13 protein-coding genes are annotated in these 12,402 nt (G+C 64.9%); 2 read left to right on the top strand and 11 right to left on the bottom strand.

Annotated features, from left to right (window positions below; all coding sequences use genetic code 11):
- Positions 1-34 precede the first annotated feature (34 nt).
- Genes AAFL97_RS22985 through AAFL97_RS22970 form a run of 4 tightly spaced genes read right to left on the bottom strand, consistent with a single transcriptional unit; the run spans position 35 to position 2,914 of the window.
- A complete protein-coding gene (locus AAFL97_RS22985; protein WP_341646902.1) occupies positions 35-295 on the bottom strand; it encodes a hypothetical protein in 261 nt (86 codons plus the stop codon).
- Positions 271-675, bottom strand: a complete 405-nt coding sequence (locus tag AAFL97_RS22980; RefSeq protein WP_341646901.1) for a hypothetical protein — start codon at positions 673-675, stop codon at positions 271-273. Before AAFL97_RS22980 ends, AAFL97_RS22985 begins: the two co-directional genes overlap by 25 nt.
- 57 nt (positions 676-732) lie before the next feature.
- Positions 733-1,638 carry a hypothetical protein gene (locus AAFL97_RS22975; protein ID WP_341646900.1) on the bottom strand — a complete coding sequence of 302 codons (906 nt, stop codon included), beginning with the start codon at positions 1,636-1,638 and terminating at the stop codon, positions 733-735.
- A gap of 43 nt (positions 1,639-1,681) precedes the next feature.
- Positions 1,682-2,914: a class I SAM-dependent methyltransferase gene (locus AAFL97_RS22970; RefSeq protein ID WP_341646899.1), complete on the bottom strand. Its 1,233-nt coding sequence runs from the start codon at positions 2,912-2,914 to the stop codon at positions 1,682-1,684.
- A 68-nt stretch (positions 2,915-2,982) separates the two neighbouring features.
- On the opposite strand from AAFL97_RS22970, the gene AAFL97_RS22965 reads away from it, so the two are divergent.
- Entirely contained in the window at positions 2,983-3,849 is an 867-nt protein-coding gene (locus AAFL97_RS22965) for a class I SAM-dependent methyltransferase (protein ID WP_341646898.1), read from the top strand.
- A 13-nt stretch (positions 3,850-3,862) separates the two neighbouring features.
- On the opposite strand, the gene AAFL97_RS22960 is transcribed toward AAFL97_RS22965, so the two are convergent.
- The 3 genes from AAFL97_RS22960 to AAFL97_RS22950 are packed head-to-tail and all read right to left on the bottom strand — an operon-like array spanning position 3,863 to position 7,652.
- Complete coding sequence (locus AAFL97_RS22960; RefSeq protein WP_341646897.1) at positions 3,863-5,665, bottom strand: sulfatase-like hydrolase/transferase; 1,803 nt, start codon at positions 5,663-5,665, stop codon at positions 3,863-3,865.
- A 23-nt stretch (positions 5,666-5,688) separates the two neighbouring features.
- Positions 5,689-6,870 carry an ABC transporter ATP-binding protein gene (locus AAFL97_RS22955; protein WP_341646896.1) on the bottom strand — a complete coding sequence of 394 codons (1,182 nt, stop codon included), beginning with the start codon at positions 6,868-6,870 and terminating at the stop codon, positions 5,689-5,691.
- Entirely contained in the window at positions 6,870-7,652 is a 783-nt protein-coding gene (locus tag AAFL97_RS22950) for an ABC transporter permease (RefSeq protein ID WP_341646895.1), read from the bottom strand. Before AAFL97_RS22950 ends, AAFL97_RS22955 begins: the two co-directional genes overlap by 1 nt.
- Positions 7,653-7,990: 338 nt before the next feature.
- On the opposite strand from AAFL97_RS22950, the gene AAFL97_RS22945 reads away from it, so the two are divergent.
- Positions 7,991-8,641: a DUF4351 domain-containing protein gene (locus AAFL97_RS22945; RefSeq protein ID WP_341646894.1), complete on the top strand. Its 651-nt coding sequence runs from the start codon at positions 7,991-7,993 to the stop codon at positions 8,639-8,641.
- A gap of 128 nt (positions 8,642-8,769) precedes the next feature.
- Here AAFL97_RS22945 and AAFL97_RS22940 read toward each other — a convergent pair whose 3' ends face one another.
- From AAFL97_RS22940 to AAFL97_RS22925, 4 genes are all read right to left on the bottom strand, one after another.
- Positions 8,770-9,198, bottom strand: coding sequence for a type II toxin-antitoxin system VapC family toxin (locus tag AAFL97_RS22940; RefSeq protein WP_341646893.1), 429 nt, complete (start codon positions 9,196-9,198; stop codon positions 8,770-8,772).
- On the bottom strand, positions 9,195-9,449 hold the full coding sequence (locus AAFL97_RS22935) for a type II toxin-antitoxin system Phd/YefM family antitoxin (RefSeq protein ID WP_341646892.1): 255 nt from the start codon (positions 9,447-9,449) through the stop codon (positions 9,195-9,197). The genes AAFL97_RS22940 and AAFL97_RS22935 overlap by 4 nt, the downstream gene beginning before the upstream one ends.
- A gap of 110 nt (positions 9,450-9,559) precedes the next feature.
- Entirely contained in the window at positions 9,560-10,462 is a 903-nt protein-coding gene (locus AAFL97_RS22930; RefSeq protein WP_341646891.1) for a peptidylprolyl isomerase, read from the bottom strand.
- Between the two features lie 115 nt (positions 10,463-10,577).
- Positions 10,578-12,287: a hypothetical protein gene (locus AAFL97_RS22925; RefSeq protein ID WP_341646890.1), complete on the bottom strand. Its 1,710-nt coding sequence runs from the start codon at positions 12,285-12,287 to the stop codon at positions 10,578-10,580.
- Positions 12,288-12,402: the final 115 nt, after the last annotated feature.

Here is a 12,402-nt window from a genome sequence, read left to right as displayed (position 1 = left end):
AAACCCATCACCCCACCATGAGACACAATCCCGACTAAAACGACCCGTATTCCACCACCTTCTGCAGCCAGTGCGCCTTGCCCGCCTCATCCGGCTCGTTGCGCCAGATCACCATCACATGCGGCGCGCCGGTATGGCGGAAGCCGACCCGCAGATCGACCTTCTCCGCCTGCTTGTTACCCACATAGCCCCAGATGCCGATCAAGTCCTGTGGCAGCATCGCAATGCTGGTGCCGAGCAACAGTTCCGCCACTCCGCCCCGGGCACGGATCAGTTGCCGGTCGGCCGTCGGCACGCGCCTGTAGAGCCGCTCATCGATGACCAGGCCTCCCCCATCGCCTGGCCCTCCCAGATTTCGAAGTGCACGTAGCCCAGCGGCAACAATCCACCACTCGCATCCCGGTAGAAGGCGACGAAATGCTTCGGCGTGCGGGGAAAGGAGTCCGTGCCGAAACGGCGCCGGAACAGGTCGCCGACCAGGAAATCGGCATCGGCCACCTCCACCACCTGGAACAGCGCGTCGAGATCGCGCGCCGGCGCCTCCATCGGCTCCGCTTCCGGCACAGGTGCCCGCGATTCGACCACGGCCGGCAGCGGCTCGGGCGTCGCGACAGCCTCGGTGATCGCACTCCCCGTCCTCGCATCGGGCAACAGCCTGCCCAGGCGCTTCCACAAGCTCATCGTCGCTGCCTCGCTCGTCCGTCCATCCAGGCGCTCATTTGACCGCCCATCTCACCGCTCTCCACGCTCCACCGAATCCAGCAAGGCCATGAACTCCTCCGGATCATGCCAGTGCCAGCCGCAGACGAAGCGCGGAATGTCCCACAGCGGCGAGTCTGCGCTCACGCTCGCGCCGCCGGTGCCGAAAGCCGCACGCACGCCGGCTCGCGCTCCATGCCGGGGAAAATACTCGTCACGTACATAGGGCGGCACATGACCGTAAGGATAGGCGAACAACGGCAGGGCACGACCCGCACACAAGCGGTCGATCTCGGCCTGTGCCTCGGCGATCTGGCCCTCGGCATCCTCGAAGGTATCCACGTGGAAGAAGGAACCCTTGAGATTGTCGCGCTGGCGCACCGTTTCCAGGGTGTCATGCACATGGTCCCAACCGTGATTGCCGATGCCCAACACCCGGCCCTCTGCGCATGGCGCCCACCAATCGTCCTCCCATTCACCGCGGCCCGAACCGCAAGTGACGTCCAGTTCCCTGCGTGCATGCGCCGACGCCAGCACGAAGGACACCGCCATCGGCCCCACGCCCAGCACCTCGATACGTGCCCGGCTCAGAATGGTGTGCATCGACGGCACCAGTGCACCATCCGCGCCCGGCAGGTCGCGGTAATCGTGATCGCGCCCGTCATCGAAGCTCAGGCCCACCAGCTTGCGGCCCGCCAGTTCGCTGCCGGGCCGCTCTCCACGCAGCACCTCGACCAGCATGGGCAGCGGCAGCACCGCGTAGCCGCGCGCGGCAAGACAGGCCAGATCGGTCTCCAGCGCCACATGGTCATTGCCCTGATAGGTCGTGGTCTCCATCGTCCAGCTGTGATAGCACAGCACTGGCACCCGCCAGCCTGGCGGCGGGCCGGGTTCGGGCTGCCGGCTGCCGAACAGGCGCTGCATCAAGCCACTCAGCATTCGTTCATCCTCATGCGATTCAAGGTCACCCCATGCACGCGCATCACGCGTGTCCCCCTGCCGGTTTGCGAAAGCACAGCAAGGCATTGTCGTCCCAGGCCCAGGTCTGATTGACTTCCCACAGGCGGCCCACGGCGGCCTCCAGCACGTCGACTCGCGCACGCTCGGCCGCCAGTTCGGCCCGTGTCGCCAGGCCGAGGCGAGCCAGCAGCCGGCGCGGCCAGCGGGCGGGCGGCGGCGCAGCCGGCGCGGCCAGCGGCGGCTCCATGCTGAAGGACACCACCCGGCGGCCGGGCACGCGCTGGCCATCGTGCACCAGCACCAGTCCACAAGCCGCGGCCATCACCGTCACCAGATCGGGGTGGTAGAAACGCACATGCTCGGGATCGCGCCAGAACCCCAGCAACTGGCTGCGGATCGATTCCGGATCTGGGAACACGAACACCGCCAGCCCGCCTGGGCGCAGGGCAGCGGCCGTGCGGCGCAGCAGCAGTTCGGCCGCCTCCACCGGTAGATGCTCGATGAAATGCGAGCAATACACGCCGTCCCAGCATGCCTGCTGGCCGGCGAGGAAATCCAGCGCATCCGCCTCCACGATTTCGTGGCCGAGACTGCGTGCGTAGCGCACGCTCATCGCATTGCGCTCCACGCCCGTCGCGCTCGCCCCCTGGCGCGCCAGCACCTCCAGAAACACGCCGGTACCGCAGCCCAGATCCAGCACCTGCCGGCAACCCGCGAAATGCGCCGCATAACGCTCCTGCATCGCCAGCAGCAAGCCGTGATCACGGTTACCGAAGGCGTAGGCCTCGTAGCCGAAACCATCCGTCGCCGGCGGCGCAACTGCAGGTGGCACAGCGTCCTCGGCGACGCAGGCCGGCAGGCCCGGCAGCACGGCACGCAAGGCGGCTTCGTCGGCCTCGTGCTGCGGCGGCAGGCAATACGGCACCGCACCCAGCAAGCCGCCCAGCCAGCGCAACGAATGCCCGTCGTGCCCCACCCGCGCAGCCTCCGGCCAGCGCAACGTCACCTCGAAGCCCAGTGCCAGCGCCACCCGCGCCAGCTCCGCCGACACGCCCGACAAGGCATCCACCGCCACACCGCAGGGCCGCATGCCCAGCAGGATGCCGACGAACTGGTGCAAAGGTTCGAAGGGAGCGAAACAAGCGCGCAGCGTCAGTTCGTCCCCCGACAACGGAAAACGGCGCAGCTCGCCGTTCGGCAGATGCCAGCGCATCACCCGTCCTTCCGCCACCACCTCTTCATCTATCCGCAGCATCCGCGCTCCCCGCACCATGGCCGGCAATCCTACTACAATCCCGCATTTGCCCCGCTGCCGCCTCATACATGACCACAGCCCAACTCATCGACGCCGCCCGCACCCTTCTTGCCAGCGGCCAGCCCGGCCAGGCCGCGGCCTGTCTGCAAGCCGTCCAGCGGCTCGAACCCGGCAACCTGGATGCGCAGAACCTGCTCGAAGAACACAAGCTGGACGGCGCTCTGGGCCATGCCTTCGGCCTGGAGGGCCGCATCCACCCTGACGACGACATCTTCCGCTTCTTCGCCAGCCATCCCAGCTCGACCAACCCAGTCCGTGACTATCTCGCCGATGGCTGGCGTACCCTGGCCGAGCTGCGCGAACTGCACGAGAAGCTCGACCGCAAACTCGGCACCACGCCGCGCTTCCTGGAATTCGCCAGCGGGCATGGCCGCTTCACCCGCCACTTGGTCAAGGCGCTGCCCGCCGGTAGCCTCACGGTGTCGGACATCCTGCCCGGCAGCACGGAGTTCCTGTGCCAGACTTTCGGTATCAAGGGCTTCCCGTCCTGCGCCCAGCCCGAAGACCTCGACACCCGGGGCGAGTACGACACCATCTTCGTGCTCTCGCTGTTCAGCCACCTGCCCGACGGCCTTTGGCAACGCTGGCTGGCACGGCTCTACCGTGCGCTCGCGCCGGGCGGCATGCTCATCATCACCACGCACGGCGAATTCTGCGTGAAGCTCGTCGGCATCGAGCTGTCGCCAGAGGGCTATCACTTCATCGGCAGCAGCGAATCCTCGCTGCTCGACCCCAGCCTGTACGGCAACACCTTCGTTTCACCGATCTACGTCCGCGCCGCGATCGACGGCCTGCCGGAAAAGCCGGCGCAAGTGGAGCACGTTCCAGCGATCTTCTGGGGCCGGCAGGACGCCTGGGTGATTCAGCGGCCTTGATACATGGCTGCCGTCATCCGCCGCCCTGGGCAGCCTTGCGTGTCCATTCTTCGTGATGGTGGTCGGCGCGAATGCGGTAGCGGTTGAGCGCGTCGACCACTTCGCGTGCGCGGACCTCGCTCAAGCCCTCGGCGCTCTCCATCGCAGTCTTCCTGCCGCTCAGGCGGATCGTGCCTTCGCCATCGGGGCAGAACACATCCACCAGGTCGCGGGTATCGCCCCGGCCGTGGTACAGGCAGCGCGGCTGGCTCTGTTCCGGCGCCAGCATGTCGCGCACACCGTGCCGGCCGCAGAACTCGTCGGCCGTGGCGCGGTCGAGCGTATCCAGCAGATCAGCCTGGTGGAAAGGCAGGCTCACTTCACCGGGCGTCACACCCTTGCCTGCCCAGAACGCCGGAATCCGTGACAACACCGCGCGCCCCAGAAGCTGGCGCTCGGCCATCCCCACCGGCACCATCGCGCGGTGATCGCTGATCACCAGCAGGCTGCCGTGCTCGAAATAGCCCCGTGCCTGCAAGGCACGGTAGAAGGCCGCCGCCTGCGCGTCGGTATAGCGGAACACCGACTCCGCATCGCGCGCTCCGGTATGAGGATGGACGTGCGGGTGGTGGGAAGACACGGTTTCGATCACCAGCAGATAAGGCTGTCGCTCGGGCGCGCTTTCCAGTTCATCCAGGTGCGCCAGCGTCCGCCGATACAAGGCCTCGTCCGGCGCGGAATCGAAATGCAGCCTCGGCAAACCGTCGTAGGCCGGATGGTCATGGCCTTCGACGTAGTCGAAGCCGACGTCGCGCAGCCATTCGCCCTTGCGCGTGAAGCTGAGGTTGCCCGTGGTAAGGAAGGACGTCCGGTAACCGTGGGCACCCAGCACGCGCGGCAAGCTGCGCTCCACCCCCCAGGCCGTTTCAAAAGGCGTCGCATGAAAGAAAGACTTCACCGGCGCCACCAATTCCGCCCCAACCAGCAAACCCATCAAACCTTCATTGGTGGTGAAACCCGCTGCGTACATGCGGGAGAACCAGGCGTTGCTCCGCGCGATCGCATCCAGTTCGGGGGTCCAGTCGTTCAGCCCGCCGCCAAAAAGGGCGCTCTGGTAAGGCGACCACGACTCCACCATAAGCACGATCACGTCGTCGCGCTCGCCGCGGCCGGGGCTGCACTGCAAACTGTCCGGCGCCGCCAGCGCTTCCCTGACCATGCTGCTGCGGTAGCGCTTGGAGACACCGGTGTTCAGGTTCTCCGCCAGCACATTGCGCACACCCCAGTCATGCACGTACTGGCCGGGGAAAATCAGCTGCCCTGCCACCATGCCCACCAAGGCCAGGCCCAGCAAGGCAAGAGCGGCCCGGCCGCGGAGGACACGCAGCGAGGGCCACAGCAAGGCCAGCAGCAGCGCAAAAGCCGCAGCGCCCGCTCCCAGCCACATCTTCGTGCCGACCAACCCGGTATTCTCCACATGCTTCTTCAACAGGCCCAGATCGGAGCCGAATTGCATCACGTCGCTGAAGCGCAGTCGGGCAAAGAATTCACGGGCCACGACGATGTCCATGGCGTAGATCAGCAGCCCGAACAAGGCCAATGACCTTGCCAGCAGCGCCAATGGCCACCGGCTAAGACGGAAGCCCAGCAGCAGCAGCAGCAGCACGCCCGACATATAGGTCAAGTCGTTCACCACCACGCTACGGTAGAAACAGCCGCTACAGCCCGCCGCACCGCCAAAATCCTTATCGACCTGCAGCACCCGCGTCACGAGCAGCGTCACCGTCAGGCCGATGGTGCTGGCCAGCAGCAGCCAGCCGATGATTTCCCTCGCCAAAGGCCAACGCCGCATCCTGAACCTCACTCTTCAATCCAGTTGTGCGCCAGGCGGCACAAACCCATCTCGCGTGTCTGCCCGCTCACCACCAGCGAGCGCGATACCTCGTCGAACAGACGCAGACCTTCGGCATCCATCGCATGGCCGCGCACCGTGTAACGGCCCGGCAGCAAGGGCAGATCGGGAACTTCGAGGGCAAAGGCGAACAGATTGTCGCCGACCGCACGCAACTCATGACCGTCCATATCGGACGACAGCCCATAAATGGACGAACCATCGGCACGGACGAAGCCGACGGCGACCACCGGCGGACGGCCATCGGGGGCGAACACCGTGCCGCTGACCACCAGGCGGCCGTGCATCGGCAGCGCCAGTTCAGCGTCATCCACGCCGTTGAGCCGCAGGCTGCGCACCGCATGCAGGCCTGCCGCCTGCACGCCCACACCGGGGCGGGACTGTGCCAGGCGTGCCTCGTGCCAGCACAGGTAATCGCGCGTCACCGCCGGAGCCTCGCCATAGGCGCGGATCGCGCCCTCATGCACCCAGGCCGCCTTGCTGCACAGCTTGTCGATGTGGAACATGCTGTGCGAGCACAGCAGCAAGGTGCCGCCCTCGCCCAGGTAATCCTCCATCCAGGCCGAGCATTTGCGCTGGAAGGACTCGTCGCCCACCGCCAGCACCTCGTCGGTGATCAGGATGTCGGGCCGCACGCAGGTCGCCACCGCGAAACCGAGGCGCACCACCATGCCGGACGAATAATGCTTGATCGGCTGGTCGATGTGCTCGCCGATGTCGGCGAAGGACAAGATGTCATCCAGCCGGGCGCAGGTTTCCTCGTCGCTCAGGCCCATCAACGAGGCCGCCAGGAACACGTTCTGCCGCCCGGTATATTCGGGGTGGAAGCCCGCGCCAAGCTCCAGCAGCGCCGACACCCGGCCATTGATCTGCACGCTGCCGCTGGACGGACGGACCACGCCGGCGATCGTCTTCAGCAGCGTCGACTTGCCCGCGCCATTGGCGCCCACCAGGCCCAGCGATTCGCCGCGCCGCACCTCCAGGTCGACATCGCGCAGGGCATGGAAAGGGTTGGCGTAGGCGCGGCCGGCCAGCAGGCGCGCAATGGTGCGCAGGCGCCCGCTTCCGCCCGTCTCCATCGGATACTGCTTGCACACGCCGCGCAGGCGGATCAGCACCTCGTCCGCCATCACAGGAAATCCTCGAAGCGGGCGGACAGGCGGGTGAACACCCAGCGCCCGGCCCACAGCAGCAGCAGCGCCAGCAGCGCCATACCGAGCAAGGAAGCGATCTGCCACTGGCCCTGCAACAGGGCCGCACGCAGCGGCTCCAGCGCATGCACCATCGGATTCAGCCCCATCCACGGTGCGAAAGCCTCCGGCACCATACTCATCGGATACAGCACCGGGGTGGCATAAAAGCCCAGCATGAACAACGGGCCGAGCATGTGATCGACGTCCTTCAGCACCACCTGCATGCCCGAAGTCAGCAGCGCCAGCGCCAGCGCCAGCACGGCCAGCACGGCCCAACCCGCCAGCACCAGCGGCAGCGTCGCCAAGTGCAGGTTCTCGCCCCACAGCGACAGCGCCAGCAGCACCACGCCGAAACCGGCCAGATGCACGGTGAAGCTGCCCGCCACCGCCGCCATCACCAGCAATTCGCGCGGGAAAGCCACCTTGCGCACCAGATCGGCATTATTGACCACCGCCACCGTGCCACGCTGCACGCCCTCCTGGAACGCCATCCACGGCCACAGCGCACAGGCCACCACGGTGACGTAGCTATTGCCGCCCAGGTCAGGCAGCTGCACACGGAAGACCAGGCGGAAGACAAAAGCGTAAATCGCCAGCAACAGCACCGGCTGGATGAAGGCCCACAATGCCCCCCCCATGGTGCCGGCGTAGCGCGTGCCGAGTTCGCGGCGCAAAAAGCCCAGCAGCAGGCTTCGGCGGCGCCAGACGGAGCGGAACAAGACCGTACGCCCCCTGCTCAGCGTGCCGGACCGGCGATACAACACCGACCGGCGAGACAGGACACGGCGGCACGCACGCTTTGGCAACGGAACGAATGCATGGAGGACAGTCCGGCGGGAAAGGCAAGATTGTACAAAAAACGGCATATCTCCGGCGTGGCAGCACGGCCCATCCCCGCACCACGGCGTAAGCATTGGTGTCATGGAAGACCCTACAATAAGAACAGCAACTCAAAAGGCGGCGACGTGGATTTGTTTATCGCGCAGGAGCGCAACGCAGGCTTGCGGCAGATTCACCCAATGGCATAATCCGTCAAATCTATGACATTGCGATCTCCATGCCCTCCACCCCCTACGACGGCAAGGCCAGATGGCGGGCCAGTGTCGAAGTCGCCGAACTGATCGCCGCGCCCGGCAGCCTGGCGCGCTGGAGCCCGCGCTTCCGCCATCACCTGCTCGACCAGGGACGGGTGCCGGAAGAAGAGCTGAAGCGCCTGTCGGACAATCTGATGGCGCGCCTGATCGAGCTGGAGACCCACCTGCCTGACGACCCGGTCATCATCGAGACGACCCGGGCACTGATCCAACTCGTCAAAGGTCCCGGCTTCGACAGCCTGAGTCGCGCCTTTACGGTGTTCTACCGGCGCACTATCCTGTCGAAACTGAATCCGGGGCAGACGATCGAATTGCCCGAGACTTTGCAGGAGATCGACACCATGCTGGCCGAACGCATCGACGAATGGATGGAAGGCCTTCGCCAGGAAGGCGCGCTCAAGGGGCGGCAGGAAGGGCGACAAGAAGGACAACGGGAAGGAAAACAGAGCGAAGCCGCCCGGATGCTGGGTCGCCTGTTGAAGCTGCGTTTCGGCGCCCTGCCCGGCTGGGCAGAAGCGCGGCTGGCGCAGGCGCCGCTGGAGCAACTGGAAGGCTGGATCGAGGCGGTGTTGACGGCCGAGAACCTGGAAGGGGTGATCGGGCCGGAGGGCTGAAGCCGCCGCAGGCGGGAAGCCGCGCAATATGTCGGAAGAAACCGGCTGATTGCGCGGTTTTTTCAACGGTTCCTACGATCGCAGGCAGGATGGGTAGAGCGCAGCGAAACCCATCACTCCGACTGAAGTCATTGCAAAGGCTCCCACGGATCGAGGATGGTCACGCCCGTAGGCTTGAAGTCGGCCACGTTGCGCGTGACGACCGCCATACCATGCGCCAACGCCGTCGCCGCGATGAGGGCGTCACGCTCGTTGCGCCTGTCGGGAACATGCAATCGGGCACAGCGTTGCGCCACAACGGTATCGACAGGCAGCGTGCGGCCGGAGAACTCGGGCAATACATGCTGCTCCAGCCACGCGCGCAGCCTGTTTCCCTGGGCCGCATCCTTGCGCTCCATCGACAAAACACCAAGCTCCAGTTCCATGATGGTAATGGCCGACACGAACAGGTCCGCGGCATCGACGCTTTCCGCCCATGCCGCCAGGTTCGCATCGGCCTTGCCAAACCGCAGCTTGCGCAGCTCGGACACCACGTTGGTATCGAGAACGTACATCATGAAAGATCGGCTGGGCTGATTTCAACGGTCACGCGCGGCGGCTCGAATTCGATGTCCGCAACGTCCGGCATCGCCAAGGCGTCGGCAATGCTGCGCCGCTGCCTTGTCAGCCGCTGATAGTCCTCGAAGCTCAACAGCACGTGCGCAGGTTTGCCGCGATCCGTGATGAACACAGGGCCACTCCTGGCCGCCTTCTTGGCTCGCGTCACATCCTGGTTCAGTTCCCGGCTGGACAAGGTCGTGATGGTCATCACAGCACCTCCCGCATCAATTTATGTAGCCACGTTACTACAAGCATGATCGAGAAGCAAGCGACAGACCAAGGTAGCAGGACAGGATGGGTAGAGCGTAGCGAAACCCATCAGTTTGCAGGCGCTTCGATGCTGCGGAGCTTTTCGAGGGCGGCGGCGAGGGCGGCTTCGTCGATGGTGAAGCCTTCCTCGGCGTGCAGGGCGAGGACGTAGTCGTTGCGGGCCTTGTTGCGCAACTGGGTGGTGATGCTGGCTTCGAGCTGTTCGCGGACTTCGTCGAAAGTGCGCTGGCCTTCGTCGCGGCGGGATTCGAGGCGGATGATGTGGTAGCCGAAGCGGGTTTCGACGAGGTCGGACAGTTCGCCCGGCTCCTTCAGCGCGAAGGCGGCGTCCTCGAATTCCTTGACCATGCGGCCACGGACGAAGGAGCCGAGATCGCCGCCCTTCTCGGCATTGGACTTGTCGATCGAGAATTCGGCGGCCAGCGCAGCGAAGTCCTCACCGGCCTTCAGCCGGGCGAGCACGGCCTCGGCCTGGGCGCGGCCCTTGTCGTCGACGCAGGCGCAGGACGGCAGCAGGATGTGGCGGGCGCGTACTTCCTCGCCACGGCGGAAGCGTTCGGGGTAGGCGCGGTATTCCTCGCGCGCCAGCGCGGCGACGGCCGCGGGGTCAACGGCGGCGTCGGCGACGCGCGTCAGTTGCGCTTCGAGTAGCACCATGTCGGCGGCCTGGCGGGCGCGGGCAGCCAACACCGGGTCGGCATCGAGCTTGTCGGCGCGGGCGCGTTCGGCCAGCACCCGGCGGGTCAGCAGATCGGCGGCGAAATTGCGCGCCGAGTCGGGCTTCTGCAGCACGGCAGCACGCAGATCCGGCGCCATCGTGGCGAAAGCGGCTTCGAGTTCGGCGGCATCGACATGCTGGTCATGATAGGCAGCCACATCCGCGGCAGCGGCAGGCAGGGCCAGCAGGGCGATGCAGGAGACAAACAGGCGTTTCAAGTTCAACAGACGCATGGCTTCGTCCCGTGAAAAATCAATTTACAAACGACGGAAACAACAAAGGCGGGCAAGCCCGCCTTTGTTTTGCGAGAGCCGGCGGGCCGAAGCCCGCCGAACCCACACGTTCAGCTTAGTCCAGCGTACGCAGCGGCAGGACCTGGCCGTAGTTGGTGCCCGCGGCACCGGCACCGGAGTTGAAGATGTTGATCGCGGTGAAGCCGACCACCGGCAGTTGATAACCCAAGCTATTACCGGCCAGGTTCAGATTACCCGTATTAGCAATCCACTTGAGGGCGGTGCCGCTGTCTTCCACCGTCGTCGTGCTCAGCACGGCCCAACCCGCGGTGTAGGGCTGGCTGAAGCTCCAGTCGACGTCGGTCAGGCGGGCGCCGATGGCTTCGGTCGGAGCGTCGGCAGCGCCGCGCTTCTTGATCGACACCACCGAAACTTCGCCTTCCAGGTAGTACTTGGCGGACTCGCCCGGCTCCTGCGGCGACACGACGATGTCGTCTTCGGAAACGAAGGTCTGCTCTTCGCGATCCCAGAAGGTCGGCGCGCCGACTTCAACCTTGTTGCTGAGCGTCAGTTCCGCGTACGGCGTCTGGTGTTCACCGCTCACCAGATAATTGACGCCACGGATCGTGCGGTTGAAGTTCGTACCGGCGGGGGCCACCGCGTAGTCGTAGAAGTAGCGGCGAAGCGGCTGGCTCAGCACGACGTCGGTCGAAGCCTGGATGCTCGAGGCGATGACGTAGTCGGTGGCCACCGAACCCTTCTGCAACTGCACAGCGATCATGTCACGCCATTCGACTGCATCGGAAGTACCGTCGAACGGGGTGCTCAGGTCGGGCAGGTCGAACTGGAACACCGGATAGTTGGCGCCCAACTGGGGCAAATCCGCGACCGCCGTGGCGGTCCCCGCAACCACGGTACCCGCAACCTGCTCGGGCCAGAACAGGCGGTCGGCCGTCAGGAGGCGAGCGTCGTCATTGGTACCAAAGTTGCTCGAGGTGTTCGACTGGCGGAAGTACTGGACTTGCGCGAAATCAGTGTTATCACCCCGAATCGCCACGCCCGGCACGGTGAAAGCCTTGGAATCCTGCACGGCGATCACGGTTGCGCTGGACATCAGGCTGGGGGTGGCCGGAACCAGCCACGAGCCCTGGGCCGACGCAGCCGCAGCCTCAGCCTCGGTGAGGTTGGCCGTGGTGACATCGATGAGCGGAGTAATACGATCACGGGTGCTGTTTTCGAGCAGGCCACTCACCGTCGTACCGCAAGTCGCCACGCCATCCTTGTGCTTGACAGCCGTCCACAACGGGTTGTCACGGATGCTAGAATCAGCAGGATCCTCGCCATTCAGCTTCTTCGGAATGTCGGCCATCGTGATGATCTCGACATAGCCTTCCTTCAGGCGGTTCACGTCGCCACCCTCGACACGGATGGTGGTGAACTCCTGGCCGTCCAGGTTGGCCGGCAGGGTGCACGACTTGTCCGAAGTCTTCAGCACCAGCTTGCCATCGACGATGCCGAAGGCACCGGTCCACACGTCGGCGGGCGACAGGAAGATCTGGAAGTCCAGCGCGTCGTCCGACCACTCGGCGGCGCGGAAGCGAATCTTGACCACTTTGCCATTGCCCACTTCCGCACCATTCAACATGCGCGTGTCGGTGTTGGTGATGGTGATCAGGGTGTTGTAGCTGTCTTGCACGCTGTAGTAGGGCAGGACGTTGATCTGGCCGATATGAACGGTGTCCTGGACTGTCAGCGCAGCAGTAGCGGCACCGGACAGCGAACCGAGCGCAAGGGCCAGGCTGGCGGCGAGAAGATTCTTCTTCATTAACAAAACTCCTTTTGTATCGAAACGAACAGCGTACCAAGTTAACTTAGCTCAACGTGCCCATAGCAGTATTACGCTGGCTGAGGCGAAACTTACTAACTTTTCAATAAGTAGA

This window comes from Thauera sp. SDU_THAU2, from assembly GCF_038260575.1.
GTDB lineage: Bacteria > Pseudomonadota > Gammaproteobacteria > Burkholderiales > Rhodocyclaceae > Thauera.
Note: the sequence above shows the minus strand (reverse complement) of the source record. Positions and strands in the feature narration are given on the sequence as shown.